The organism is Candidatus Pelagibacter bacterium nBUS_25, assembly GCF_051200975.1.
Lineage (GTDB): Bacteria > Pseudomonadota > Alphaproteobacteria > Pelagibacterales > Pelagibacteraceae > Pelagibacter.
On sequence record NZ_CP172846.1, the window covers coordinates 1,249,178 to 1,273,046 of the forward strand.

The 23,869-nt window shown below is 29.1% G+C and carries 35 protein-coding genes; 14 read left to right on the forward strand and 21 right to left on the reverse strand.

Features of this window, described 5'->3' with window-relative positions:
- Positions 1–6: 6 nt before the first annotated feature.
- The 3 genes from ACIJYH_RS06625 to hspQ form a co-directional block, all read right to left on the reverse strand.
- The gene (locus ACIJYH_RS06625) at positions 7–234 is read right to left on the reverse strand and encodes a heme exporter protein CcmD (RefSeq protein WP_435162804.1); all 228 of its coding nucleotides are present in this window, start codon (positions 232–234) and stop codon (positions 7–9) included.
- Positions 231–938 carry a heme ABC transporter permease CcmC gene (gene ccmC / locus ACIJYH_RS06630; protein WP_435162806.1) on the reverse strand — a complete coding sequence of 236 codons (708 nt, stop codon included), beginning with the start codon at positions 936–938 and terminating at the stop codon, positions 231–233. Before ccmC ends, ACIJYH_RS06625 begins: the two co-directional genes overlap by 4 nt.
- A gap of 161 nt (positions 939–1,099) precedes the next feature.
- Positions 1,100–1,420, reverse strand: coding sequence for a heat shock protein HspQ (hspQ, locus tag ACIJYH_RS06635; protein WP_435088252.1), 321 nt, complete (start codon positions 1,418–1,420; stop codon positions 1,100–1,102).
- 87 nt (positions 1,421–1,507) lie between these two features.
- Here hspQ and ACIJYH_RS06640 point away from each other — a divergent pair, with 87 nt between their 5' ends.
- Both ACIJYH_RS06640 and ACIJYH_RS06645 read left to right on the forward strand, forming a co-directional pair.
- Positions 1,508–2,059 carry a septation protein A gene (locus tag ACIJYH_RS06640; protein WP_435162807.1) on the forward strand — a complete coding sequence of 184 codons (552 nt, stop codon included), beginning with the start codon at positions 1,508–1,510 and terminating at the stop codon, positions 2,057–2,059.
- Complete coding sequence (locus ACIJYH_RS06645) at positions 2,052–2,390, forward strand: DUF2794 domain-containing protein (protein ID WP_435162809.1); 339 nt, start codon at positions 2,052–2,054, stop codon at positions 2,388–2,390. Before ACIJYH_RS06640 ends, ACIJYH_RS06645 begins: the two co-directional genes overlap by 8 nt.
- A 2-nt stretch (positions 2,391–2,392) precedes the next feature.
- Here ACIJYH_RS06645 and ACIJYH_RS06650 read toward each other — a convergent pair whose 3' ends face one another.
- Both ACIJYH_RS06650 and ACIJYH_RS06655 read right to left on the reverse strand, forming a co-directional pair.
- Positions 2,393–2,752 carry a protease complex subunit PrcB family protein gene (locus tag ACIJYH_RS06650; RefSeq protein ID WP_435162811.1) on the reverse strand — a complete coding sequence of 120 codons (360 nt, stop codon included), beginning with the start codon at positions 2,750–2,752 and terminating at the stop codon, positions 2,393–2,395.
- A gap of 61 nt (positions 2,753–2,813) precedes the next feature.
- A complete protein-coding gene (locus ACIJYH_RS06655) occupies positions 2,814–5,177 on the reverse strand; it encodes a S8 family peptidase (protein WP_435162812.1) in 2,364 nt (787 codons plus the stop codon).
- 100 nt (positions 5,178–5,277) lie between these two features.
- On the opposite strand from ACIJYH_RS06655, the gene ACIJYH_RS06660 reads away from it, so the two are divergent.
- Positions 5,278–5,625, forward strand: a complete 348-nt coding sequence (locus ACIJYH_RS06660; protein WP_435162814.1) for a hypothetical protein — start codon at positions 5,278–5,280, stop codon at positions 5,623–5,625.
- 8 nt (positions 5,626–5,633) lie between these two features.
- Positions 5,634–6,209, forward strand: coding sequence for a hypothetical protein (locus ACIJYH_RS06665; protein ID WP_435162816.1), 576 nt, complete (start codon positions 5,634–5,636; stop codon positions 6,207–6,209).
- Here ACIJYH_RS06665 and ACIJYH_RS06670 read toward each other — a convergent pair whose 3' ends face one another.
- Positions 6,210–6,971, reverse strand: a complete 762-nt coding sequence (locus ACIJYH_RS06670; protein ID WP_435088256.1) for a Bax inhibitor-1/YccA family protein — start codon at positions 6,969–6,971, stop codon at positions 6,210–6,212.
- Between the two features lie 84 nt (positions 6,972–7,055).
- Between ACIJYH_RS06670 and ACIJYH_RS06675 the strand changes: the two genes are divergently transcribed.
- From ACIJYH_RS06675 to ACIJYH_RS06705, 7 genes are read left to right on the forward strand one after another with little or no spacing between them, the layout of a single operon-like run.
- Entirely contained in the window at positions 7,056–8,093 is a 1,038-nt protein-coding gene (locus ACIJYH_RS06675) for an NADP(H)-dependent aldo-keto reductase (RefSeq protein ID WP_435162818.1), read from the forward strand.
- Positions 8,084–8,596 (forward strand): invasion associated locus B family protein, encoded by a 513-nt coding sequence (locus ACIJYH_RS06680; protein ID WP_435096583.1) that lies wholly within the window; start codon positions 8,084–8,086, stop codon positions 8,594–8,596. The genes ACIJYH_RS06675 and ACIJYH_RS06680 overlap by 10 nt, the downstream gene beginning before the upstream one ends.
- Positions 8,597–8,600: 4 nt before the next feature.
- A complete protein-coding gene (locus ACIJYH_RS06685; protein WP_435162820.1) occupies positions 8,601–9,788 on the forward strand; it encodes an argininosuccinate synthase in 1,188 nt (395 codons plus the stop codon).
- A 5-nt stretch (positions 9,789–9,793) separates the two neighbouring features.
- On the forward strand, positions 9,794–10,411 hold the full coding sequence (locus tag ACIJYH_RS06690) for a DsbA family oxidoreductase (protein WP_435162822.1): 618 nt from the start codon (positions 9,794–9,796) through the stop codon (positions 10,409–10,411).
- 54 nt (positions 10,412–10,465) lie between these two features.
- On the forward strand, positions 10,466–10,924 hold the full coding sequence (locus tag ACIJYH_RS06695; RefSeq protein WP_435088265.1) for a UbiA family prenyltransferase: 459 nt from the start codon (positions 10,466–10,468) through the stop codon (positions 10,922–10,924).
- Positions 10,924–11,304, forward strand: a complete 381-nt coding sequence (locus tag ACIJYH_RS06700) for a phosphate-starvation-inducible PsiE family protein (RefSeq protein ID WP_435162824.1) — start codon at positions 10,924–10,926, stop codon at positions 11,302–11,304. Before ACIJYH_RS06695 ends, ACIJYH_RS06700 begins: the two co-directional genes overlap by 1 nt.
- 6 nt (positions 11,305–11,310) lie before the next feature.
- Complete coding sequence (locus tag ACIJYH_RS06705; protein WP_435162826.1) at positions 11,311–12,453, forward strand: FAD-binding domain-containing protein; 1,143 nt, start codon at positions 11,311–11,313, stop codon at positions 12,451–12,453.
- Here the strand turns inward: ACIJYH_RS06705 and ACIJYH_RS06710 are convergent.
- Genes ACIJYH_RS06710 through ACIJYH_RS06745 form a run of 8 tightly spaced genes read right to left on the reverse strand, consistent with a single transcriptional unit; the run spans position 12,450 to position 17,131 of the window.
- A complete protein-coding gene (locus ACIJYH_RS06710; RefSeq protein ID WP_435088271.1) occupies positions 12,450–13,058 on the reverse strand; it encodes a MarC family protein in 609 nt (202 codons plus the stop codon). The genes ACIJYH_RS06705 and ACIJYH_RS06710 overlap by 4 nt on opposite strands.
- A gap of 40 nt (positions 13,059–13,098) precedes the next feature.
- Complete coding sequence (locus ACIJYH_RS06715) at positions 13,099–13,320, reverse strand: hypothetical protein (RefSeq protein WP_271496840.1); 222 nt, start codon at positions 13,318–13,320, stop codon at positions 13,099–13,101.
- Positions 13,321–13,338: 18 nt separating this feature from the next.
- On the reverse strand, positions 13,339–14,058 hold the full coding sequence (locus ACIJYH_RS06720) for a type 1 glutamine amidotransferase (protein ID WP_435162828.1): 720 nt from the start codon (positions 14,056–14,058) through the stop codon (positions 13,339–13,341).
- A gap of 6 nt (positions 14,059–14,064) precedes the next feature.
- Positions 14,065–14,193, reverse strand: coding sequence for a DUF2256 domain-containing protein (locus ACIJYH_RS06725; protein ID WP_435088277.1), 129 nt, complete (start codon positions 14,191–14,193; stop codon positions 14,065–14,067).
- Between the two features lie 2 nt (positions 14,194–14,195).
- On the reverse strand, positions 14,196–14,921 hold the full coding sequence (locus ACIJYH_RS06730; protein WP_435088278.1) for an LrgB family protein: 726 nt from the start codon (positions 14,919–14,921) through the stop codon (positions 14,196–14,198).
- Positions 14,905–15,285, reverse strand: coding sequence for a CidA/LrgA family protein (locus tag ACIJYH_RS06735; RefSeq protein WP_435162830.1), 381 nt, complete (start codon positions 15,283–15,285; stop codon positions 14,905–14,907). The genes ACIJYH_RS06730 and ACIJYH_RS06735 overlap by 17 nt, the downstream gene beginning before the upstream one ends.
- A 26-nt stretch (positions 15,286–15,311) precedes the next feature.
- Positions 15,312–15,641, reverse strand: coding sequence for a hypothetical protein (locus ACIJYH_RS06740; protein WP_435162832.1), 330 nt, complete (start codon positions 15,639–15,641; stop codon positions 15,312–15,314).
- Positions 15,641–17,131 (reverse strand): cryptochrome/photolyase family protein, encoded by a 1,491-nt coding sequence (locus ACIJYH_RS06745; RefSeq protein ID WP_435162834.1) that lies wholly within the window; start codon positions 17,129–17,131, stop codon positions 15,641–15,643. The genes ACIJYH_RS06740 and ACIJYH_RS06745 overlap by 1 nt, the downstream gene beginning before the upstream one ends.
- Positions 17,132–17,158: 27 nt before the next feature.
- On the opposite strand from ACIJYH_RS06745, the gene ACIJYH_RS06750 reads away from it, so the two are divergent.
- Positions 17,159–17,869, forward strand: coding sequence for an SDR family NAD(P)-dependent oxidoreductase (locus ACIJYH_RS06750; protein WP_435162836.1), 711 nt, complete (start codon positions 17,159–17,161; stop codon positions 17,867–17,869).
- Positions 17,870–17,917: 48 nt separating this feature from the next.
- On the opposite strand, the gene ACIJYH_RS06755 is transcribed toward ACIJYH_RS06750, so the two are convergent.
- The 7 genes from ACIJYH_RS06755 to hemC form a co-directional block, all read right to left on the reverse strand.
- Positions 17,918–18,178, reverse strand: coding sequence for an SHOCT domain-containing protein (locus ACIJYH_RS06755; protein WP_435096625.1), 261 nt, complete (start codon positions 18,176–18,178; stop codon positions 17,918–17,920).
- A gap of 3 nt (positions 18,179–18,181) precedes the next feature.
- Positions 18,182–18,385: a hypothetical protein gene (locus ACIJYH_RS06760; protein WP_271483938.1), complete on the reverse strand. Its 204-nt coding sequence runs from the start codon at positions 18,383–18,385 to the stop codon at positions 18,182–18,184.
- Between the two features lie 81 nt (positions 18,386–18,466).
- Positions 18,467–19,312 (reverse strand): bifunctional methylenetetrahydrofolate dehydrogenase/methenyltetrahydrofolate cyclohydrolase FolD, encoded by an 846-nt coding sequence (gene folD / locus ACIJYH_RS06765; protein ID WP_435162838.1) that lies wholly within the window; start codon positions 19,310–19,312, stop codon positions 18,467–18,469.
- A 9-nt stretch (positions 19,313–19,321) separates the two neighbouring features.
- Positions 19,322–19,612 carry a YggT family protein gene (locus ACIJYH_RS06770; protein ID WP_435096628.1) on the reverse strand — a complete coding sequence of 97 codons (291 nt, stop codon included), beginning with the start codon at positions 19,610–19,612 and terminating at the stop codon, positions 19,322–19,324.
- Positions 19,609–20,694, reverse strand: a complete 1,086-nt coding sequence (locus ACIJYH_RS06775; protein WP_435162840.1) for a mechanosensitive ion channel family protein — start codon at positions 20,692–20,694, stop codon at positions 19,609–19,611. Before ACIJYH_RS06775 ends, ACIJYH_RS06770 begins: the two co-directional genes overlap by 4 nt.
- A 2-nt stretch (positions 20,695–20,696) precedes the next feature.
- Positions 20,697–21,395: a uroporphyrinogen-III synthase gene (locus tag ACIJYH_RS06780; protein WP_435162842.1), complete on the reverse strand. Its 699-nt coding sequence runs from the start codon at positions 21,393–21,395 to the stop codon at positions 20,697–20,699.
- Position 21,396: 1 nt separating this feature from the next.
- A complete protein-coding gene (gene hemC / locus ACIJYH_RS06785; protein ID WP_435162843.1) occupies positions 21,397–22,314 on the reverse strand; it encodes a hydroxymethylbilane synthase in 918 nt (305 codons plus the stop codon).
- Positions 22,315–22,368: 54 nt separating this feature from the next.
- On the opposite strand from hemC, the gene tsaD reads away from it, so the two are divergent.
- Positions 22,369–23,442 (forward strand): tRNA (adenosine(37)-N6)-threonylcarbamoyltransferase complex transferase subunit TsaD, encoded by a 1,074-nt coding sequence (tsaD, locus tag ACIJYH_RS06790; protein ID WP_435162845.1) that lies wholly within the window; start codon positions 22,369–22,371, stop codon positions 23,440–23,442.
- Positions 23,442–23,855, forward strand: a complete 414-nt coding sequence (locus ACIJYH_RS06795) for an EVE domain-containing protein (protein ID WP_435162846.1) — start codon at positions 23,442–23,444, stop codon at positions 23,853–23,855. Before tsaD ends, ACIJYH_RS06795 begins: the two co-directional genes overlap by 1 nt.
- Positions 23,856–23,869: the final 14 nt, after the last annotated feature.

Genomic DNA, 23,869 nt, shown 5'->3' on the forward strand with positions numbered 1-23,869 from the left:
TAAAAGTTAATTATTTGTGGCGTTAGCTAAAATTTCTTTATTTATTTTTTGTGATTTTGCAGATTTAGCTTTCTCAGAGTTTAGAGATCCAAATTTAGCTACAAATTTATTTTGTTCCTTAGTAAATTGAACTTTTGTAATCAAGTATAGTGCTGAAAAACTTAAAAGTGTAAAACTGAAAGCAGACAATACGTAAGTCTCATATCCGTTCATAAAAAATAGTTCATTTATCATAGTCTATCTAGGCCTTTATTTTTAATTTTTATCAGTTCTGTATTATATTTCATTAAGAAAATTAGCAATGAAAAAAGAGCAAATGCCGCAGTCATTATTAGCAAAGGGAAAAGCATTGATGAATGAATTGAGCTTTTTGATAAAATATTGATTGATGCTGGTTGATGAAGTGTATTCCACCAATCTACTGAATATTTAGTAATAGGAACATTGACTATACCTATAATCGTTATAAATGTTGTAATCTTAAAAACCTTTTCTTCACTTTCATAAATTCTCCACGAAACTAGATACATTGCATAAAAAAGTGCCAATATTAACATCGATGTAATTCGAGCATCCCAAGCCCACCATGTTCCCCAGGTTGGTTTCCCCCAAATAGAACCAGTAACTAATGCAATTATATTAAAAACAAAACCAGACGGTGCCAAACTTTTAGAGATTAAAAAAAAAATTTTATTCTTAAAAATAAAACCACTAATAGATAATAAGGTAATAGATGAAAAAATTCCTAATGCTGTCCAGGCAGCTGGAACATGTACATACATTATTCTAACAGCATCACTTTGTTTATAATCTTCTGGAGATAATATTAGGGCTTCAGTTAATCCAATAGAAAGCACAATCACAAATAAAAATAAAATATATTTCGGAGCTTTTGAGGTTATTCGAAAAATTCTATTTGGTTGAAAAAGTTTAAACATAATTAGTTAACAATGTTTATTACGAAAAGGATTTCTGATCAAGAATGCAGAGGGAGATAATAATTTTGAATTAAAATTTAACATCCCTGATCAGAATATAAGTTTTTTACTCAATTTATATGGCTTAGATTTGAGCTAAATGTGTTTGAAAAATGATAGATTTAATTAGACATCTTAAAATAACTTGACCCTTTTTTTCCTGAAAAAATTTCCTCAATTAAAGGATGTTTTATTGGCTCGTCAGAATCGTCCATTAATAGATTTTGTTCTGAAACGTAGGCTTCGTAAGTTATTTCCTCATTTTCAGCCAGCAAATGATAGAAAGGTTGATCTTTTCTTGGTCTAACATTTTTGGGAATAGATTGATACCACTCCTCAGAATTATTAAATTCAAAATCAACATCATATATAACCCCTCTAAATTCGAAATGTTTGTGTTTTACGATGTCCCCAATTGAGAACTTGGCTTTTTGAATTGGCATAGTTATTAGTATGGGTATTTAAAAATAAAAATCAATGCTAAAAATATTAATGTTTTGTGATGTGGCAAATATGTTATTATATTTTAAGTGAATAAATCTTTTTTAAAATTCGTTACAGATTTTGGACCATTAGCTATATTTTTTTTTTATTATTATAATAATGATAAAAATTTATCAGTTGCTATTCCTCCACTTATAGTTGCAACTTTAATTGCATTGGCTGTTGTTTGGTTTTTTGAAAAAAAAATACCAATGATGCCCTTAATAAGTGGAATATTAATTACTTTTTTTGGTGGCTTAACTATTTATTTTAATGATCCGATATTTATTTATATTAAACCAACAATTATAAATATTTTATTTGCTTTAGCATTATTTTTTGGGAAATATTTTGCTAAAGAGCCTGTTCTAAAAAAAATTATGGGTAAATCAATCCCACTAACAGATATTGGTTGGGAATTATTAAATAAAAGATGGATGTTTTTTTTCTTGGGCCTTGCAATATTAAATGAATGTGTTTGGAGAACTCAATCGGAGGAGTTTTGGGTTAACTTTAAAGTATGGGGCATGTTGCCAATAACTATAATTTTTACCGGTTTCCAGATACCATTAATCAATAAGCATAAAATTGATGCCTAGTAATTTAAAACTAGTAGTCAATAATCCCCATAAACAAATAGAAGAAAGACAATTTTTTGAGCGAGATGAACTAAAGGTTATCTTAGATCTATATGCAAAAATGGTCTCTGAAGGATCATGGAAAGATTATGGATTAAGTATCTCAAGTAAACAAGTTAGCTTTAGTGTCTTTAGAAATGCTGCAGAGAATGCTTTATATAAAATTTGTAAAAACTTTAAGCCAAAGAATAAAAATCTTAAATACTTAATTACAGATACTACTGGTAAAATTCTCAAAAACTCATTAGATCTTAGAATTTTATTAAAAAATACTAACTGGAAAAAACTTTAAAGTTATTTAATTATAACTGTTGCCTTATCTAAATCATTTATTTTTAAAAAACAGTATGTTGCGGTTATTGCCATAATATTAGCTGAACCTTGGGGTGGTTTATTTTCTTTAAAATAAATTTGGTGCTTATCTTTTTTTTTAATAATTTTTTCCAAATTCAATGAATATCCCCCTGTATTCTGAGGCTTTGAGATATAAATAAAATTAAATTCTTCCTTAGTTAAATTTTTATCTATTAATCTTAATTTATAGATAAAATCTTCATCATTAAGAGTAAATAATCCATTTTTTTCAAAAAATGTTACTCCACTATTAGATCCGCATTTTAAATTTTGAGGTTTTATTTCTTCGGCTTGAATCAAATGACTAGAACAAGAGAATAACAAAAAACTTATAAAAATACTTAATTTATTCAAACTCAATTTAAAAAGTTTTTTTATAGAACAATGACATAAAATTTTGATTTTTTGAACCATTTGAATGATCACCATTTTGAACATGAGTTAAGTTGGCACTCAAATTAGACGATTCTGTGATCGTTTTATTAAAAACAATATCAAAATTTATTTGTCTGGCATCGGGTTCTAAATCAACATTTAGGTTGCTATAAGTGACAGTTCTATCTCTATCTGATGATGTTGGTAATCTTAAATTCATACTACCATCTTCAACTCTTTGTGGCTGATCTATAAAAAATCCTATTCTCTGATCTTTTTTTAAAAAATTAGCTTTCGTAAGACCTAAAGTAAATGAACTTGTTAATAATGGAGTTGAACTATCAATATATGAGTTTGAAGCTTTATCGATATAAGTATATCCTGCAAATCCTGAACCTACAAAAGTAAAATCATCACCTAAATTCTTTTTATATTTAATTCCAGTAAAGTTTGTATTAGACAAATCACCTGTTGCAAAAGCACCTGTTGATGTGGAATTTAAAAATTTATTTTGCTCGTAGTTTGCTCCAAATACTATTTGCAAATCTCCAGCATTTTTCATTCCTTCATTTGAACTTGATAAAGGATTTAAGTTAAACGCTAAACCTAAGTCATTACCATTTGCGTTTGTAAAAGTATCAAATCCAAAACTACTATTGTTATTAAACGACATAAAATAGTCTTGTCCTGATCCGGTATTAAAATAGGGATTTACTAAATAATTGTTACCAAAATTGCTATCATTAAAGAAATTAGATAATGGATCTATTGCATTTTCAAAGCTATTAGTTGATTGATTATAACCTAGTGCCAAGAAATCTCCTGCTGAATAAAACAAAGAACTTTCTATGTAATTACCATCTGTCTCTATTGTAAAACTACCATATAAATTTTTGTGTTTATTTTTCTTAGTAGTTTTTGGTTCAAGTCTTGACATATGGTTTTCAATTGTATTTTGAGAGGTGTAGCTCCCAGAAGTAAAAAAGCCATCGACAGCAACATCAAAATTAGCTCTATCGAAACTATCATACACTTCCATTGTTTGAGCATTAAGAGCTGATTTCAAAGCATTAGAAAATGCTGCACTACTTATAAAATTATTATTAATTAAATCGTAGTAGCTTGCATTAGGATCATCTAATAGGTTGCTTCCCCCAATTGTTTGCAGACTTCCTACCGCAGCTGTAGCAGCATTTAAATTTATTAGTCCATGACCATATATTGAACTCTGTGAATATTCATCCGTATCTAGAGCTGTAGTAAATAATCTACTAACAACTTGTGCATTTGTAAGAGAGCTAAACTCATGTTTCACTAAAGCTAGTGCTCCTGAAACCATTGGGGCTGCCATCGAGGTACCACTTTTAGCAACATGATATCCATTTGCAAAATACCATGGCGCATAAATAGAGCTACCAGGGGCTGCAACACAGTATGCAGCAACAACTCCACATTTATTTGAATAACTTGCAATTTTTCCATCTGTTCCAACAGCTACCACGGCAATTGATAAGTCTTGAAAGTCAGTATCATACAAATGAGCACCTGCTAATAATGATGGATTATCTTTGCTATCATTGCCAGCCGCCCATACATTTATTATATCTGCAGCACCAACTGCTTCCATCTGAGTATACACTGAACTACCTATCGCAGTCTCACAACTTGAAGCACTATTACAATCAACACCTATTTCTGCAGAGTCACCATAGCTATTATTTATTATATCAACACCTGCAGTAATTGCTTCTGAAAGTGAACTTGCTATTGCAGCATCAGGAAATGCACCATCAGAATTGCCGGCCTTAAAAATATAAAGTTTAGACTCATATGCTACACCATGCATCCCATCTGTAACAATTGGTGAATCGGCTTGATTATCATTATCTGCTCCTATAATTCCTGCAACATGTGTTCCATGACCTTCGTCGTCATTAGGAATATTATCTGAATTTATATTGTCACTTCCAGTAGGAGTTACAATTTTAGAACTTGGAAGTGAGTCGTTATTTCCACCAAAATCTAAATGATAATTATTTCCGCTACCATAAAGAGCAATACCTGTATCAATAACAGCAACATTAATTCCTGATCCTGTAGCCCCTCTAGCATAAGCAGCACCAGCACAAATTCTTGCTAATGCATAATTACTTCCATTTGACATACCATAATACTCTGCATCTCTTATTGTTGAATTTCCAGCATCAGTGCAATTAGGAACAGTGTAGCTAGCTCCACCTCCTGCACTACCGCCACTACCGCCACCACCACCACATGCATTTAATAAAAGGGGTAAGGATAAAATTGCTAAAATTTTTGAAATACTATTCATTAAATAAATTATTTTCATAAAATCTTTGAAAAAATAAGTGCAAATACTGCATACGAAATGTCTCAGATTTAATTATTATTTTTAATTTGATTGATGGTTAGGTATGGTATTTTAAAGAATGTCTAAGCTTGCAAAATATTTAATCAGCGATCTCAAAGAAGACTGGTCTAAACCTTCCATAAAGTTTTTTAGATCTAATGGTGCATATGGTTACATTATTTGGCTAACTTTAATAAATTGCTATTTTGAAAAAAAAGAAATTTCTATTGAAAAACTTGTGACTGATGTTGATCAATATGCATCAAGAAGAACAGTTTTAAATTTTATTGGTAAGGGTGTTGAGGGAAAGTTTATAAATAAAAAAAACTCAACTGAAGATAAAAGAAAAATTTTAATTGAACCATCAAATATTACAATTAAAGAATACTCTAGATGGTCTAGTAAATTTATTAAAAGTGTTGTTTAACACAACGTATGTATAAAATTTTTTTAATATTTTTTATTTTGTTAATGGGTCCATTAAAGGCAGAACAATTTACTAGTATTGAAAACTTTAGTTTTGAGCTTCCAAAAGGTTATCAAATATTTAATAAAAATAATCTTTATGATGTCTACAATCACTCAAATAAAGATCCACTTATAAAAAAACAAATTAACTTAGCAAAACAACGTCTTAAAAATCAAAAAATAGAATTGCTTTATAATTTTTCTAGCCACCCATTAAATAATATAAATATTTTGGTTTTTGATAACAATTACAAAGTTAATAAAAAAAAAGTCTTAAAACAATGTAAAAAAATTTTAAAAATTGAAAAAAAAGTTGGTAAAAGAAAAGTAGATCTTAAAGAGTGCAGAATGCATGATCAACCTTCATTTGCTGATTGGAGTATGTACAGAGAAAACGAAAGTTCTTTTATGGAAGGAGTTGTTACTCAACAAATAATATTTTTATATAAGAAAAAAGAATATGTTGTTACTTCTGCCTGTTGGGATAAATGCGAAGAAACTAAAAATGATTTATTTAACTTGGTAAAATCTATTAAATTTTAATTATCTTCTTTGTCCAAACAATCTTAGCAACATTATAAATAAATTTATAAAGTCTAGGTAAAGAGTAAGAGCACCCATCACTGCTTTTTTACCCATGATCTCACCTGTATCACTTGCTGCATACATATTTTTAATTTTTTGAGTATCATATGCTGTTAAGCCTACAAAAATTAAAACACCTAGGATTGATATTACAAAATACATCATTGAAGATTTCATAAAAATGTTAACTATTGAAGCGATTATTATTCCAATTAAACCCATCATCAAAAATGAGCCAAGTTTTGTTAAATCTCTTTTAGTTGTATAACCATAAATGCTCATTGCACCAAAAGTTGCTGAACATATAAAGAAAACCCTGGTAACACTCATTCCGGTATAAACTAATAAAATTGATGACAAAGATAAGCCCATTAATCCTGCAAAAACCCAGAAAGTCGTTTGAGCTTTTGAAGCACTCATTTTATTTATTCCAAAACTCATATAAAAAACTATTCCTAAAGGCGCCAGCATAACAAGCCATTTTAATCCAGACAAATATATTGCATTACCTATTGAGGTTAATGCTACAATAGATCCAGCATCATTAGTCACCACTGACATTTTAAATGTTAAAAGTGCAACTATTCCTGTTAATAAAATTCCAGTTGCCATGTAATTATATACTTTTAGCATGTAGGTTCTTAAACCTTCATCCATTACAACTGTTGACTGTTGAGCAGCTTTGGCTCTATTTAAGATTCCGTTTTTATCAAATTCCATAATAAGTAATATATAATAGTCTTTTACTAATTATTCAAGATACCTTAAAAAGATTAAAAATATCCAAATTAAACAAAAACCATTATGAATTATAAAAAACTAGGCAATACTAATCTCGAAGTAAGTACAATTTGTCTCGGCACTATGACTTGGGGTGAACAAAATACTCAAGAAGAAGGTTTTGAACAAATGGATTATGCTTTAGACCAAGGTATTAACTTTTGGGATACCGCTGAATTATATGCAGTTCCACCAAGGGAAGAAACTTATGGTCATACGGAAATCATAATAGGTAACTGGTTTAAAAAATCAAAAAAGAGAGACAAGGTTATTTTAGCATCAAAAGTTGCAGGCCCTATGAGAGCATATTTAAGAGGTGGAGGAAATAATTATGGAATAGATAAGATGACTCAAGCAATCAATGATAGCTTAAAGAGATTACAAACAGATTACATTGATCTTTATCAATTACACTGGCCTGAAAGAAATACAAATATGTTTGGACGTCTTGGATATGAGCATAAAGAGAATGGTGAGTGGAATAAATTTGAAGATGTCCTTGGCAATCTCAAAAGATTCATTGATGCAGGAAAAATAAGAGAAATAGGTTTATCAAATGAAACACCATGGGGTGTTTCTAAATATTTGGAATTATCTAAAGAAAAAGATTTACCAAGAATGATGTCTATTCAAAATCCTTACAGCTTATTAAATAGAACCTATGAGGTTGGATTAGCCGAAATATCAATTAGAGATGAGATTGGTCTATTGGCATATTCACCATTGGCAAGTGGATATTTATCAGGGAAATATAGAAATAATCAACTGCCTAAAAATTCAAGAATTGAAAGAGATCCTAATTTTTGGACAAGATATGCAAAGCCTAACACAGAAAAAGCTGTTGATGCTTATTATGGAATTGCTAACAAACATGGTCTTGATTTAGCTCAGATGTCTTTAAAATTTTTAGAAATTCAACCATTTGTAACTTCCGTTATTATTGGGGCAACTACGATGGAGCAGTTGAAAACAAATATAGAAAGTGTAAATATCAACCTAACTGATGATGTCATTAAAGAAATTAATAATGTTCAAACAATTTATCCTAATCCATGTCCATAATTAAAAAAATTCTATCAGTTGTATCAATATTATTTATTGGTTGTGTTAATCAATTGTCTGCAGAAGAAATAAAAAAAATTGGTAAATATAAAGACTGGGAATCAATGATTTTAACTGATGCGACCGGGAAAGTATGTTTTGCTCAATCATCTCCTATTTTACAGGCTCCAAAATCAAATAAAAGAGATGCAAAGTTATTTATTGCTTTTAGACCTGCAGAAAAAATAATTGATGAAGTAAGTGTTACAGGTGGTTATGAGTTTAATAAAAATAACTCTGTAGTTGCCCAGTCAGGAAAAAATAAATTTAAATTTGATATAAAAGAACAAGGTTTTGCGTGGATTGCTGATAATAAAATTGAGTTTAGAATGATTAAGAGAATGAAAAAAGGCTCTAGAATAATGATTACTGGATATAATCAAAAAGGCTCTCAAACAATTGATCATTACTCATTACTAGGATTTACTAAGGCTTACAACTCTACAAAAAAAGCCTGTAGTTAAATAAATGAAATCAAAAAAGAAAATTGTTCTAGCCTACTCAGGGGGCCTTGATACTTCTATTATCTTAAAATGGCTTCAAGAAAATTATGATGCTGAAGTAATTTGTTATACTGCAGATGTGGGACAAGAAATTGATAGAAAAAAAATTATCACAAATGCAAAGAAATTTGGCGTTAAAAATATAATCATAGAAGATTTAAAAGATATCTTTGTTAAAGATTATGTTTATCCAATGATTAGAGGTCACGCAATCTATGAGGGGGTTTATTTATTAGGTACATCAATAGCAAGACCACTCATCGCTAAAGATCAAATTAGAGTTGCTAAAAAATTTAAAGCTTATGCTGTATCACATGGTGCAACTGGAAAAGGGAATGATCAAGTTAGATTTGAATTAGGGTATCATTATTTTGGACCCAATATAAAAATTGTCGCTCCATGGAGAATTTGGAAACTAAAATCTAGAACAGATCTTATTAATTATGCAAAAAAACATGGAATAACTATTCCAAAAGATAAAAAAGGAGCCCCTCCCTTTTCAATTGATGATAATTTATTTCATACATCAACAGAAGGTAAGGTTTTAGAAAATCCAAAAAATTCTGCTCCTGAATTTATTTTTCAAAGATCAATTTCGCCTGAAAAAGCACCAAATAAACCAAGCTTTGTAACTATCAATTTTAAAAATGGTGACCCATTTGCAATTAATGGAAAAAAACTATCTCCTGCAAAATTATTAGAAAAACTTAATCAGCTTGCAGGGAATAATGGAATTGGAAGAGTTGATTTAGTAGAAAATAGATTTATTGGAATAAAATCTAGAGGAGTATACGAAACTCCTGGTGGCACATTATTAATTCATGCACATAGAGCAATAGAGTCAGTAACACTTGATAAAGAAACCATGCATAAGAAAGATCAAATAATGCCTAGATATGCTGAATTAATTTATAATGGTTATTGGTATTCAAATGAAAGATTTAAACTTCAAAAAATTATGGATCTCAAAAAGAATAAAGTTAACGGTTCTGTAAAACTTAAGCTTTATAAAGGGAATGTAATAATAGAATCTCGACAAACTAAAAGTTCTGCTTACTCAATGAAAAAAGTTTCATTTGAAGAAAACAAAACGTTTAATAAATCTAATGTTGAAAGATTTATTAATTTTCATAAGAAAAAACTTCGTTCTTAAATAAAATGCAAATAAACGTTTTTGCAGATACCATTTGTGGATGGTGTTTTATTGGACATAAAAATTTAAACAAAGCCTTAAAAAATTTTCCAAATATAAAATTTGATATTAGACATATTCCTTTTCAATTAAATCCAGATATGCCAACCGAAGGTATTCATAGAGATAAGTATTTAGAAATAAAATTTGGTGGAAAAGATTATGCAGCGCCCATGTATGAAAATATGAAATTAAAAGCAAAGGAATCTCGGATAAATTTAAATTTAGATAAAATAAAAAGAACTCCTAACACTATTCTTTCTCATTTACTTATTGTTCTAAGTGAACAATTTAATTTACAAAATAAAATTAAAGAAAAAATATATCAGTCTTATTTTATTGATGGACTCGATATTGGAGATATTGATGTTTTAATTGGTATTGCTAAAGAAAATAATATTACAGAAAATATTTTTAAAGAATTTATTAATGAAAAAAATATTCAAAATGTGACTTCAAAAATTTTAATTGCTAAAGAGAAGAATATTAGTGGAGTTCCATTTTTTGAGATAGGAAAAGATTTTATTTCTGGTGCTCAAAGCTCAATTCAATTAGAAAACGCTATTAAAGCCAATTTAAAATAAGATTTAGGACAATTTGACATTTGTTATAATTACTAAAAATTATAACTTTACACCATGGAATCGTTAAAAAACTGGATGATGGATGCAGCAAATATCTTATTTGATGATAGTAAAAATGATCTTAGATCTCTTCCTAAAACTGTAAGATTACAAATTCTTTTAGTTTTAAGTTTTATTTGGACTACAGTTTTTAGTTTATACATTTTTTCTTATACAACTTTTGCCTTTGGTTGGGCGGGTCTTTATGTGGCTCACATTGGTTTAATATTTGCCGTCTATATGACTTTTAAAAATTTTCATAAAGCAGAGGAAAAATCTAGTAGTGTTTTTAAAACAAAAAATTTTGACCCATTTAAAATAATGGTGATTGTTTTTGTGGTAGTGTTTATTTTTGTATTTTCAAAAGGAATTGAGGTTTTAACTAGTCCTAATCCAAGTTCATATTCTATTCCTTATGATGGGCCATCTAAATCAGTATTTGAAAAATGGTTACCGTTCAGTAAAAACAAATAATGGAAAAAATAGCAAAAAATTTACAGTTAGCATTAATGTGTATTATTTTGATAAGCACAGTAATTGCTGTTGGTATAGAAATTAAATATATGATTATAAATCAGTCTGTAACATTAGCCGATTTATTATTAATGTTCCTTTATTTAGAAGTATTAGCAATGGTAAGGGTTTTTTGGGATCAACAATCAATAAGCATAACTTTACCTCTTTTAATTGCGATTACTGCTCTTGCTCGATTTATTATATTGCAAGGTAAAGAAATGGATCCAACAGCATTAGTTTATGAGGCTGTTGCTATAGTTTTAATAGCAGCTGCAATTGTAATTTTAAGATTAAGACACAGTGATAAATTGGGTCTAAAAAGAAAAAAATCAAAATAATTTAATATGATGTTTGAAGCCTCAAGGGCTAAAGCAGTTGATAAATTAAATAATTTTGTAGAAAATAATTTAATTGATTATTCAAAATTAAGAAATTTTGATTTTGGACCTAATAACAGATCAAATATTTCCTGTTTGTCTCCATACATAACGCATGGAGCAATCAATGAATTAGAGGTAATTGATAAATCTCTCAAAAAGTATTCATTTTCAAAGAATGAAAAGTTTGTTCAAGAGGTTTTATGGCGCGTTTATTGGAAAGGGTGGCTTGAGTTGAGACCAAATGTTTGGTCAGACTATTTAATAGAATTAGATAAAATCAAAAATGAATTCAAAGACAATCAGTATTATTTAGATGCCACTGAAGGAAAAACAGACATAGAATGCTTTAATCAATGGGTAACCGAACTTAAAGAGAATAATTACCTTCATAACCATACCAGAATGTGGTTTGCAAGTATTTGGATATTCACACTAGAATTACCGTGGCAGCTAGGTGCAGAATTTTTTATGCAACATCTTTATGATGGTGATGCCGCATCAAATACACTTGGTTGGAGATGGGTAGCTGGGGTTCAAACTCAAGGCAAACATTATCTAGCAAGTGAATGGAATATAAATAAATTTACTAACAATAGATTTCAAAACATAAAGCTTAATGAAAATGCCACACCAATATTCAGTGATAAAACTTATCAAGTAAATAAAAAAGAATTTTTAAATTCTGAAATTTTAAAGGATCAAACTTTATTAATATTTGAAAATAATATGACTTTTGAATTTTCTGATTTTAAAGATCATAAATTTAAAAAAATTTTATTAGTCTTAAATGATACAAATAGAGTTATCAAATTGAGTGAAAAAGTGTTGAAGTTTAAAGCCGATCTTTTAAAAGATCAAAAAACAAGGTTAGAAGATAAATCAATTAATTGTGAACTTATTAACATCAGTGATTTAGAGAATATTACTGAAAAAGTTTATGCTCTTTATCCAACTGTTGGTGAAAATTTAGATTTTATTCAAAACAATAATTTAAAAAATATCAAATTATTATATAGAAAGTTAGATCAGTTTTCTTGGCAATATTGCAATAAAGGTTTTTTTAACTTTAAAAATTATATCCCAAAAATTATTGCTAAATTTAATTAAGCTAAAAAAGTTTTAATGCCATCTAAAATATACTGAACACTTAATCCTACAAGAATGATAGCTACCACTCTTGAGATAACCCCAATTATTTTTTTATTTATTAAATTAGAAAACTTTGAAGCTATAAAAAAGATTATAAAAGTTAGAGATAGTACAATTACCAATGAAAACATTCCTACTGTTTGATTGGTAAAATTAGTTCCAATATCTGAAACAGAAACAATTACTGAAGTAATGGCTGCTGGTCCTGCAATAATAGGTGTTGCTAAAGGAAATACACTCACGTTATCAGAATTTAAATCTATATCTTCTCCTTTCCTTTGCTGACGCTTGTCAAATAACATCTCTATCGCAATTATTAATAAGATAATTCCTCCTCCTATTGTAAAAGCTGGGTAAGAAATATGTAAATAGCTTAACAGTGAGCTTCCAAGTAACGCAAAAAATAACAATATGATAGTTGCAATTATAGTTGCACTAAATGCAACTTTAATTTTTTGTTTTGTCTCCATGTGTTGAGTAATACTCAAAAATAATGGAGTATTTCCTAATGGGTCAATTACTATAAAATATAGGAAGAAAGTTTGAATAAATATCTCTGACATCAGATTTATCTATCTCTTTAAAAAGATTTTACAATTTAAATTAAAACCAACGTATCATTCCAATAATACCAGCGGTTGCATAAAAAAATTGCAACAAAAGTATTCCTTTATGGCCTCCTCTATAAGCCCAAATTCCAATCAATATCGCTGATAAAAGTAATAAGCAGAAGCCAAAAAATTCTATTCCAATATTTAATGCAACAAACAAGGAATATAAAATAGCAGTAATCACACCTGCCCATTCAAAAAATTTATTGTTCATTTTATTTGATTAAATAAATCACAATATGGTTTTAAAATTCTCATAAAGAATTTTGGAATAATTATTCATGTCAGACATATTATCTTTTGCAGCATTATCAAATTTTTCTAAAGCACCTTCTCCCAACTGATCTTCAAGGGCTTTTTTATATTCTGGAACACGCCCCCATTCATTAACTGTAGTGTCTTTAATTTCTATATGAAATTGAATTCCATAAGCGTGGTTTTGGTATTTAAAAATTTGATATTTTGTTTCAGGAGACGATGCTAACAAAGTTACATCTTTATTATTTTCTATTCCCTGCACCTCATATGAATGCCATTGTAAACTTTTGATTTGTTCTGGAAATTTTGAAAAAAAATTATCTTTATCTTTTTCTTTGTTAAAATTGATATCCATAATTCCAATTTCTGGCGTACTAGATTTAACTACTTTACCACCTACCACCTCACCTAGTAACTGACAACCAAGACAAAAACCTAAGTAAGGTTTTTTTAAATTGATAACAAATTCTTCAATTGCTTTTTTTTCTTCAATTAACCAAGGATATTCTTTTTCCATATAGGTATCCATTGGGCCACCCATACAAAACATTCCATCAAATTTACTAAGATCATTTGGAATTTTTTCACCTTCATCAAGTTCAATAGTAGTTAACTTGACTCCATCAGCCAACATTAAATCCTTAATATAACCAGGATCTTCAATTTTAATGTGTTGTAAAACAATTATATCCACTAAAGTTTAGCTTAGCTTAGAGCACTTCTTGGAGCAATATTTTACTTTATCCCAATTTAACTTCCATTTTTTACGCCAAATAAAGGGTCTTTTGCAAACGGGACAAATTTTTGAAGGTAGATTTTCTTTTTTCATTATTAAATAATAAATTTAATAATAATTAAGACAAAAATTGAAGTTGCAATTCCACTTAAACCCATGGCGAGTGCAGCAAAAACTCCTGCTGTTTTGTTTTTACTCATTGCTCTTGCAGTTCCAATACCATGACTTGCTAGACCAAAACCAAACCCTCGTGCACTCATATCTTTTATATTAAAAATATTTAATGCAAAAGTTCCAAGGGAAGCACCCACAATTCCCGTAATAATTGTTATAATGGCTGTTAAAGAGGGAATTCCACCTATTAACTCAGCTATACCCATAGCTATAGGTGCAGTAACATTTCTCGGAACCATGGTTAGAATAATTTCCTGATCTAAATTAAAAAAAGAAGCTAAGTAATAAGTGATCAATATCGCAAAAGGAATTCCTAAAAAAATTGAAAATACAATTGGTTTAATTTCTTTTAAAATTAGGTTTTTTTTTTCGTAAATAGGTATTGCTAAAGCTACTGTTGCAGGACCTAACATAAAATGAATGAACTTGGCTCCATTAAAGTATCGATCATAAGTGACATCCATCGTCAATAGAACAGATGAAACAATTAAAATACTAATTGCCACTGGATTTACTAGAGGATTGAGTTTTGATTTTTTGTATAAATAGTCTCCCAACAAAAAAGCGCCAAGAGTTAGAGTTATCCAAAACAAAGGCTCTGCTTGCAAGTATACCCAAATTTTATAAAGTTTATCTTCTTTTGACATTTTTTTTCTCTAATTTAATAATCTTTTCCATAACGAAAGCGGTAAATACTAAGCTTGCTAAAGTACCTATGACAATAATTGCCAAAATTTTAAATAAATTATCTCCAAGATAATTAATGTGCATCACAACACCTACTCCTATTGGCACAAATAATAATGACAGATAGTTAATTATTTGGTGACTAGTTTCTGATATTTCCTTTTTAATTTTTTTATAGGGCGTTGCTGATTTTAGAAAAAATATAAATACTAATAATAATAAAATAAGTCCAATGACAGGTCCTGGAATATTTATTTCAAAAAATTTTTGTATTGCCTCTCCAAAAAGTTGAAAAGAAAATATAATGAACAGACTTTTTAACATTTAATAGTACACTTTATTTTATAAAACTAAATTTCTCTAAAATTTTCTTTCCATTTTTTTATTGCTTCTTCCCAACTTGGCACATTATTATCCTCATACCCATAAACAGAACCTGTTCCAATAAATCTAAAATTCTTCATTGCCAAAGCATGGTGTTTACCCCTTAAATAATCTAACATTTTGTTCTTATTTTCCCAAGCTGTTAGGGTATGATGATATTTGCTTATCTTTTTTGAGTCACAAAACAAATTTCCATTTGCTTTTCTTGCTGCAGAAAAACTTGGTATTGTATACCTCATGAATTTTAACATTCCAAAAAAACCTTTTACTTTAATGCCTGTTATAGAAATATACATTATGCAGTATTTAATTTTATAAATTTATCTGCTTCAGATAAAATCATTTTTTTTCTTTCATCTTTCATTTTATCAAAAATTCTAACCATCATCGAAAGTCTTGGGTTCTTTAAAAAAAATTTTCTATTTCGATCTATAAACCTCCAATAAAGACCATCCATCGTATTACACCACTCCCCTTTTTTAAAATCCATCATCTTCATAAAATAAGCAGATCCACAAATGTATGGTTTAGTTGCAAAAATCCCTCCATCACTAAATAAACCCATGCCATAAACATTTGGAACCATCACCCAGTCAGATGAGTCAACAAACATTTCCATAAACCATTTATAAACATAAGTTGGTTTTACTTCACAAAGGTTCATTATATTTGATAAAATCATTAATCTTTCAATGTGATGAGACCACCCATGATCAACGGCATTTTTAATTGCATGATCTAATGGAGGCAAACCCGTAGTTCCTTCGTACCAAGATTTTTTCATTTTTCTATTTTGTTTAAAAAAATTTCCTACCTCCATTTCATCAGAATAGCCTTGATAAATACCTCTCATGAACTCTCTCCAACCTATTATCTGACGTATATATCCTTCAAGTGAATTCATTCTTATTTTGTATTTTTTATGGAACTCTAAAACTTTTTGAATAATAAATTCTGGTGTTATTAAACCCAGGTTAATATATGGACTTAAAGCACTATGAAATAAGATGTTATCTTTTTGATTTACAGCATCCTCATAATCGCCAAATAAATTAGATTTTTCTTTAATAAAAAAATTTAAAAGTTTAACAACATCATCATATTCTGTTGCAAACCAAAAATTATTTGTACTTCCGGGATGATCTTTGAATAATTTTTCAATAATTGGTTTTAATTTTTTTGTATGATTGGTTTCATTGATCTTTGGAAATTTTGGGATGGATATATCTTTAGGTAATTTATTTCTATTATCTTCATCAAAGCTCCACTTTCCACCGATTGGATTGCCATCAGCACCCATTAATATTCCAGACTTTCTTCTAACTTCCTTATAAAATGTTGCCATGAAAGGCTTTTTTGATTTTCCCAAATAATTTTTAAATTCATCTCTAGAATTTAAAAACATAGGCGTTTGTATAACATTCCAATTAACTTTTTCTTTTTTTGAAAACTGAGAAATTTTTTTCTCAAAAAACTTATCTTCTACTTCAAAGCTTGTAATTTCAGTTATCTTATTTCTGGTAATTATTTTTTTAAGCTTTTTAAAATAATCATCTTTGAAATCTTTATCTTCAATTTTTAGGTAATCTAATTTATATTTATTTTTCTTTAAACTATCCGCATAAGAACGCATAGAAGATAAGAATAATAGGATTTTTTGCTTATGATGTTTTTCATAAGTGCATAATCCGTTATCTTCTGCCATAAAGAACACATGGTCCTTTTTGAAGCGGTCTAAGTATTTTAATGGAAATAATTGATTACCAAGTATAAAAAATAATTTCATAACTAAATATAACTAATAAAAAAATTTATGTCAGAAAAATATCTAATCTTTGGTGCGACAGGTTCAATTGGTTCAAGTCTAGCTGAACAATTAAAAAATGCAGGAAATGATATTCACTTAATTGCAAGAAATGAAAGTGAAGTAAGTGCAATTGCAGATAAATTAGGTTGCAAATTTACAGTTGCTGATGTTTTAGAAGATGGTTTTATTGAAAAAGTCAAAGCTAATGTTCCTGAGATAAAGGGAATTGCTTATTGTGTAGGTTCAATTGATCTTAAACCATTAAGAATGGTTACTGAACAAGATTTTAATAAATGTATGAAATTAAATCTTTATTCAGCTGTAGAGGCTATAAAAGGATATCAAGAGAGTTTAAAAAAAAATAAAGGCTCTATAGTTTTATTTTCAACAGTTGCGGCTCAAAGAGGTTTTACAAATCATGCTATTATTGCTTCGGCTAAAGCTGCTGTCGAAGGTTTAACAGTGTCACTAGCAGCAGAATTCGCACCAAATATAAGAGTTAACTGTGTTGCTCCAAGTTTGACAAAATCAAAAATTGCTGAGCCTATGTTGAAGAATACTACAATCGCTGAAGGTATCGCTAAAGCTCACCCATTAAAAAGATTGGGTGAGGGTAAAGACTCTGCATCATTAGCTAAGTTTTTAATATCTGAAGATAGTTCTTGGGTAACAGGTCAAATTATAGCAGTGGACGGTGGTCGATCAAAACTTTCTTGAAGTAAAAAATTTATTTTTATACAAAAAATCACTTATGATTAATAAAAATTAAGTATCTAATATTTTCTTTTTTGCTTTTTCAAACTCCTCTTGAGTTAATACTCCACTTTGTAGCAAATCATTTAGTTTTGTAATTTCATTGCTCAGATGCTCACCTTCAGATTGTGAAATTACTGGTTCTTTTTCTTCTTGTTCTTCTGGCCTATTTTCTACTTTTGCTTTGAAGCCTTTCATAATAGCTGTTCCACCTAAATAAAAAACAAAACCTAATATAGGAATTGCAAGTCCAAAAAATATTATTTTTTCCATAAATTAATCTTCATCCTCATCACGCCAACCTTTTTGATACATCAAATATCCAGCTAAAATTACTGAAAAGGTACCAGCTATCATCCCAAAGTCAAAACCAACTTGTTTTCCATATAGATACCAGCCTAATTGCGTTGCTCCAATTGGAACTGCCGTTAACAATATCATTATTAATCCAATTCGATATTCATAGGGCGGCTTTTTCATTTAGAAACTTTATCAAATTAGAGAGGAAATTAATTAAGTTTTATCAATTTGAGACAATAAAACTTATAAATGAAAAAGTGTTTATTTTTGTGATCTTTTAAAACAATCTATTGTATTTTTTAATAAACAAGCAATAGTCATTGGTCCTACTCCACCTGGCACAGGTGTTAAAGCCTTGGCAACTTTTGAAACCTCATCAAATGCAACATCACCCACTAAACCATTCTCAGTTTTATTTATTCCAACATCAATTACAATTGCATCTTTTTTAACCCAATCGCCTTTTACAAGCTCGGGGATACCAACTGCTGCAACAATAATATCTGCTTCTAGGCATTCAGCTTTTAAATCTTTTGTTCTTGAATGTGTAATTGTCACCGTACAGTTTTCTTTAAGAAGAAGTTGCGTCATTGGTTTACCATTTAAATTTGATCTTCCAACTACAACTGCTTTTTTACCACTTAAATTTGGTTCAATTTTTTTAATCATCAAATAACATCCAAGGGGGGTGCATGGTACTGAACTTTCATAACCTGAAGATAAATTTCCTACATTCATTGGATGAAAACCATCTACATCTTTTGAGGGTGCAATTGTTTCAATTACTTTTTGCTTATCTATATGTTTTGGAAGTGGAAGTTGAACTAAAATTCCTGAAACACTCTCATCATTATTTAATTCTTCAATTTTTTCTAAAACAGTTTTTTCCTCAACTGTATCAGGGTATTTTATAACCTCAGATTTTAAACCTACTTCATTTGCTGATTTTTCTTTGTTTCGGACATAAATTTGGCTTGGAGCCATATCTCCAATTAAAATTACAGTTAACCCTGGGACTTTATTGTATTTTGTCTTTAGCTCAGTTACTTCTTGTTTTAATTCTTCTCTAAGTTCTGCTGCAGCTTTTTTTCCATCTATTAAAATCATATTTCTTCCTTAAAAAATCATTGGTGCGATGTAAAGCTTCATACACATTTCAATAAACCAAATCAATAAAAGAAGAATTATTGGTGATATATCTAATGAGCCTAAATTAGGCAAAAAACGTCTAATTCTATATAAAACCGGATCCGTTAAACGATAAGTTAGTTCTAAAACAGAGTAAACAAATCTGTTTTGGGTGTTTAAAATATTAAATGATATTAGCCAACTAATGACAACGTTTGCTATAACAACATAAGAATAAAGTTTCAAAATTTGAAGTGCTAAATAAAAGATGGCTATCATTTTTTTTCAATATAAATCGACTGACTTGGAAAAGCAAAAGAAGCTCCATTTTTTTCAACAATCTGTTTAATTTCAATTGCAAGCCTCTCTTTAACTTCTAATGAATTACTCCAACTATTAGAATTAGTAAAACATCTCACCAATATATCTATTGAACTATCAGAAAATTTTTCAATTCTTACTGCCACTCCCGTTGATTGATTATAATCATCACTTGAATTTATATAACTTTCAATTTCTTCTCTTACTTTTTTTAATTGCTCTATAGTTGAGTCATATTGAAGGGTAATAATCCATCTAATCCGCCAGTTAGAAGTTTCACTTACATTGACAACTGCATTTTCAGCAAATTGAAAATTTGGAATTATAGCAAGGGACTTATCAAATTTTCTTATTGAAGTTGATCTAAATCCAATATTTTCAACTGTCCCTTCAATAATTCCTTCAACAGCAATCCAATCTCCAATTTTAAATCTTTTTTCCACTAAAACTAAAATACCTGAGATTAAATTTTTGAATAAATCTTGTGCACCTAATGCAACGGCCACACCAAACAAACCAAGTCCTGCAATAATTGGCCCTATCTTTATTCCCCATAATTCTAGAACTGCTGCAAGCCCTAAAATAAAAATTAAAATTTTAAGTGACTTTATGATCCATCCAATTAACTCTCTGGTTAAAAGTTTATCTAGTCCACTTAAAATATAAGAAATTGGCTCAATAATTTGATGGATGACCCAAAAAATCAATATCGTAATTAATGTTCTATTTATAGTGTCAACAATTTCACGGCCATCACTTGAAAAAGTCATGTAATAACTTGCAATAAAAAAACCAAGAACAATCGGTAGAAATCTAGCAGGACCCTCTAAAGAATGAACGAATGTATCATCTAATTTATTGGTAGTTCTTTTAGAAATTATTTCTAACTTTTTAATAATAAGTTTGCTTATTAAACCTCTAAAAATTAAGAAAATAAAAAAAATCCCAATACCAATTAATATTTGAAAAATATCAACACCTAGAATTCCTTTTTTCCAAACTGACAAAAATATATCAGAAAAATTATTTATTATTTCCATAGCTAAATTTTATATAACAAAAACTCTTCATCTCCAGGATTAAAAAGAAATATCTTCTTCCACTTAATTTCATTCAGTATTGACGAGGTTTTTTCACCAATGCACATTAAATTTGTATTCATCCAGAGACTTTCGGATTGATGCATCTTAATAAAATTTATCAAACTTAAGGCACTATTTTGAGAATAAACATAAACTATGTCAGGCATTTTAAGCTTTAATTCGTTTACAAATTCACCATCAAAATTTTGATTATGAGTAGTCCGATAATTAATTACTCTTTTAATATTATAACCTTTTTTTAAAAGTTGTTGGTCAAGATCAACGGAAACTATTTCACCACTTATATAAATTAAATTTCCATCTTTCTGATTGAAATTTTGTAAAACTAATTCTTTTAAATTTTCAACATTTCCCTCAGCTGCAATCACATTTTGAAAACCAACACTTCTAGCTTTTTTTTCAGTAGCATTTCCTACACAGAAACATAAAAGATTTTTGTCAATATTTTTTAGATCTAAAAAATTTACAGCATTTGCGCTTGTAAAAATAATCCCCTTAAAATCTGAAAAATTTATCTGTTCATAATCTACCTTATCTATTCTTAATAAAGGAAGATGAGAAACTTGATGTCCTAATGATTTAAATTTTATAATCATTTCAGAACAATCTTCTAGTGGTCTAGTTAGTAAAATATGCATATTATCTTTTATAAGAATTGTTTGATTTAGTTTTTAAAATCTGCCCCACTTCTTTACCAAGTAATTTTGCATTTTCAATTTTTGAAGATTTTTTTTCATAAAATCTTTGACTACCATCTAGAGAAAAGAGCTCAGCTTCTAAAAGAATTTCATCACCTTCAATAATGGCATGAGCTCCAACAGCTGTTTCACAATCACCTTCTAAAACTTTGAGAACATTTCTTTCAGCATTGGCTCTTTGGGATGTTTCTTGATCATTAATTTTATCTAAAACTGAAATAACCTCATCATCATCATTTCGGCATTGAAGCGAGATAATTCCTTGTCCTGCACTTGGAATTATTTCCTTTGTTGAAAATACTTCTGTAATCTGATCTTCTATTGATAAAGATTTAATTCCTGCATATGACAATATTATTGCATCATACAAACCATCATTAAGTTTTTTAATTCTTGTATCAACATTTCCTCTTATAAGTTTATAATTAAGATCAGATCTAATATTTTTGATTTGAAATTCTCTTCGATAGGATGATGTTCCAATTATAGCTTCAGCTTTTAATTCTTTAAGTTTTTTTTTATCTTTAGTTATTAATATTTCCCTTGGATCATTTCTTTCTAAAAATGTATCAGTTCTTAAACCATCAGTTTCAACAGCTGGCATATCCTTTAATGCATGAACTGCTATATCAATTTTTTTATCTTGAAGTTCTTTTTCTATATTTGTTGAAAATAAACCTTTTCCACCTACTTCTGATAATCTAATATTTTGAACCTGATCTCCTTTTGTTGATATTTCTTTAATTACGATATCGTCATCATTTAAATTTGTAGTTTGAACAATCTTATCTTTGGCATTTTGAGCATAAACTAACGCTAACTTGCTTCCTCTCGATCCAATGACAATTTTCTTATTCATAAAAATATATTTCTTACTTGTATTGAGATTGTACAATTAATAAAAACTATTTGAATGAGTAAAAAACCCTTAATTCTAGGAATTGAATCTAGTTGTGATGAAACAGCAGCGTCAATAATTACTGAAAATGAACAAGGAATACCAGTAGTTTTATCCAATATTGTTTCTAGCCAGGTTGATGTCCACAAAGAATTTGGAGGTGTTGTTCCTGAATTAGCAGCAAGATCACATATAGAAAAAATTGATTGGATTGTTCAAAAAGCAATAGATGACAGTGGTAGAAAAATTGAAGAGATAGATGCTGTTGCTTCTACGGCTGGTCCAGGCTTGATAGTATGTTTGTCGGTTGGTTTAAGTTTTGGAAAAGCGTTTGCCTCTGCCTTGGATAAACCATTCATTGCTATTAATCATTTGGAAGGCCATGCTCTAAGCCCAAAACTAAATTCAAACCTAGATTATCCATATTTGCTTTTATTAATTTCTGGAGGACATTCACAATTTTTAAATGTTCAAGGCTTAGGTAAATATAAGAGATTGGGAACAACTATTGATGATGCTTTGGGAGAGGCGTTTGATAAAACTGCAAAACTTTTAGGAATTGAATTTCCTGGCGGACCACAAATAGAAATTTTAGCAAAAAAAGGTGATCCAAATAAATATGATCTGCCTAAGCCAATTTTTAATAAGGGGGGATGCAACTTATCTTTCGCAGGTTTAAAAACAGCAATTTTGAGAATAACAAAAAATATTAAAACAGATCAGGAAAAATTTGATCTTGCAGCTTCTTTTCAAAAAACAGTGGAACAAATTTTATATAAAAAAACTAAGATTGCATTTACAGAATTTGAAAAACAAAATAATTTAAAAGAAAAAATATTTGTAGTTGCTGGGGGAGTAGCAGCTAATAAAAGAATTAGATCAATGTTAATTAATCTATGTAATGAAGAAAATTATCAAAATATTTTTCCACCAATTGAATTTTGTGGGGACAATGCTGCAATGATTGCTATGGTTGGTTTAGAAAAATTTAAATTAAAACAATTTAATAATCTAGATCATCCAGCAAAACCAAGGTGGCCTCTAGATGAAAATGCTGCCTTTCTTAAAGGAGCAGGAGTACGATTATAATGAAATATTGGTTAATGAAATCTGAGCCTGATGTTTGGTCTATTGATCAACAAAAAAAAACAGGCTCTAAAGGAGCTCCCTGGGATGGTGTAAGAAATTATCAAGCAGCAAAAAATTTGAAAAGTATGAAAAAAGGTGACCTTTGTTTTTTTTATCACTCAAATATTGGAAAAGAAATTGTTGGAATTGTAGAAGTAATAAAAGAAGCTTACCTGGATAAAACTGATAAATCAGGACGTTTTGTAGCTGTTACAGTAAAATTTAAGAATAAATTACCATCACCCATAACTCTTGAAACTATCAAAAAATCTAAGGAATTAAGCCATTTAGCTCTTATTAAGCAAAGCAGACTATCAGTAATGCCAATAGATTCTAAAAGCTGGAAAATATTAAATAACATGAGTAAAGTTTAATTATAAAATAATTT

Bases quoted from the DNA above. Each gene is read 5' to 3' on its own strand.
- ACIJYH_RS06625 (WP_435162804.1), bottom strand. From the start codon at position 234: ATGATAAATGAACTATTTTTTATGAACGGATATGAGACTTACGTATTG.
- ccmC (WP_435162806.1), bottom strand. From the start codon at position 938: ATGTTTAAACTTTTTCAACCAAATAGAATTTTTCGAATAACCTCAAAA.
- hspQ (WP_435088252.1), bottom strand. From the start codon at position 1,420: ATGCCAATTCAAAAAGCCAAGTTCTCAATTGGGGACATCGTAAAACAC.
- ACIJYH_RS06645 (WP_435162809.1), top strand. From the start codon at position 2,052: ATGCCTAGTAATTTAAAACTAGTAGTCAATAATCCCCATAAACAAATA.
- ACIJYH_RS06655 (WP_435162812.1), bottom strand. From the start codon at position 5,177: ATGAAAATAATTTATTTAATGAATAGTATTTCAAAAATTTTAGCAATT.
- ACIJYH_RS06660 (WP_435162814.1), top strand. From the start codon at position 5,278: ATGTCTAAGCTTGCAAAATATTTAATCAGCGATCTCAAAGAAGACTGG.
- ACIJYH_RS06665 (WP_435162816.1), top strand. From the start codon at position 5,634: ATGTATAAAATTTTTTTAATATTTTTTATTTTGTTAATGGGTCCATTA.
- ACIJYH_RS06670 (WP_435088256.1), bottom strand. From the start codon at position 6,971: ATGGAATTTGATAAAAACGGAATCTTAAATAGAGCCAAAGCTGCTCAA.
- ACIJYH_RS06675 (WP_435162818.1), top strand. From the start codon at position 7,056: ATGAATTATAAAAAACTAGGCAATACTAATCTCGAAGTAAGTACAATT.
- ACIJYH_RS06680 (WP_435096583.1), top strand. From the start codon at position 8,084: ATGTCCATAATTAAAAAAATTCTATCAGTTGTATCAATATTATTTATT.
- ACIJYH_RS06685 (WP_435162820.1), top strand. From the start codon at position 8,601: ATGAAATCAAAAAAGAAAATTGTTCTAGCCTACTCAGGGGGCCTTGAT.
- ACIJYH_RS06690 (WP_435162822.1), top strand. From the start codon at position 9,794: ATGCAAATAAACGTTTTTGCAGATACCATTTGTGGATGGTGTTTTATT.
- ACIJYH_RS06695 (WP_435088265.1), top strand. From the start codon at position 10,466: ATGGAATCGTTAAAAAACTGGATGATGGATGCAGCAAATATCTTATTT.
- ACIJYH_RS06700 (WP_435162824.1), top strand. From the start codon at position 10,924: ATGGAAAAAATAGCAAAAAATTTACAGTTAGCATTAATGTGTATTATT.
- ACIJYH_RS06705 (WP_435162826.1), top strand. From the start codon at position 11,311: ATGATGTTTGAAGCCTCAAGGGCTAAAGCAGTTGATAAATTAAATAAT.
- ACIJYH_RS06710 (WP_435088271.1), bottom strand. From the start codon at position 13,058: ATGTCAGAGATATTTATTCAAACTTTCTTCCTATATTTTATAGTAATT.
- ACIJYH_RS06715 (WP_271496840.1), bottom strand. From the start codon at position 13,320: ATGAACAATAAATTTTTTGAATGGGCAGGTGTGATTACTGCTATTTTA.
- ACIJYH_RS06725 (WP_435088277.1), bottom strand. From the start codon at position 14,193: ATGAAAAAAGAAAATCTACCTTCAAAAATTTGTCCCGTTTGCAAAAGA.
- ACIJYH_RS06730 (WP_435088278.1), bottom strand. From the start codon at position 14,921: ATGTCAAAAGAAGATAAACTTTATAAAATTTGGGTATACTTGCAAGCA.
- ACIJYH_RS06735 (WP_435162830.1), bottom strand. From the start codon at position 15,285: ATGTTAAAAAGTCTGTTCATTATATTTTCTTTTCAACTTTTTGGAGAG.
- ACIJYH_RS06740 (WP_435162832.1), bottom strand. From the start codon at position 15,641: ATGTATATTTCTATAACAGGCATTAAAGTAAAAGGTTTTTTTGGAATG.
- ACIJYH_RS06745 (WP_435162834.1), bottom strand. From the start codon at position 17,131: ATGAAATTATTTTTTATACTTGGTAATCAATTATTTCCATTAAAATAC.
- ACIJYH_RS06750 (WP_435162836.1), top strand. From the start codon at position 17,159: ATGTCAGAAAAATATCTAATCTTTGGTGCGACAGGTTCAATTGGTTCA.
- ACIJYH_RS06755 (WP_435096625.1), bottom strand. From the start codon at position 18,178: ATGGAAAAAATAATATTTTTTGGACTTGCAATTCCTATATTAGGTTTT.
- ACIJYH_RS06760 (WP_271483938.1), bottom strand. From the start codon at position 18,385: ATGAAAAAGCCGCCCTATGAATATCGAATTGGATTAATAATGATATTG.
- folD (WP_435162838.1), bottom strand. From the start codon at position 19,312: ATGATTTTAATAGATGGAAAAAAAGCTGCAGCAGAACTTAGAGAAGAA.
- ACIJYH_RS06770 (WP_435096628.1), bottom strand. From the start codon at position 19,612: ATGATAGCCATCTTTTATTTAGCACTTCAAATTTTGAAACTTTATTCT.
- ACIJYH_RS06775 (WP_435162840.1), bottom strand. From the start codon at position 20,694: ATGGAAATAATAAATAATTTTTCTGATATATTTTTGTCAGTTTGGAAA.
- ACIJYH_RS06780 (WP_435162842.1), bottom strand. From the start codon at position 21,395: ATGCATATTTTACTAACTAGACCACTAGAAGATTGTTCTGAAATGATT.
- hemC (WP_435162843.1), bottom strand. From the start codon at position 22,314: ATGAATAAGAAAATTGTCATTGGATCGAGAGGAAGCAAGTTAGCGTTA.
- tsaD (WP_435162845.1), top strand. From the start codon at position 22,369: ATGAGTAAAAAACCCTTAATTCTAGGAATTGAATCTAGTTGTGATGAA.
- ACIJYH_RS06795 (WP_435162846.1), top strand. From the start codon at position 23,442: ATGAAATATTGGTTAATGAAATCTGAGCCTGATGTTTGGTCTATTGAT.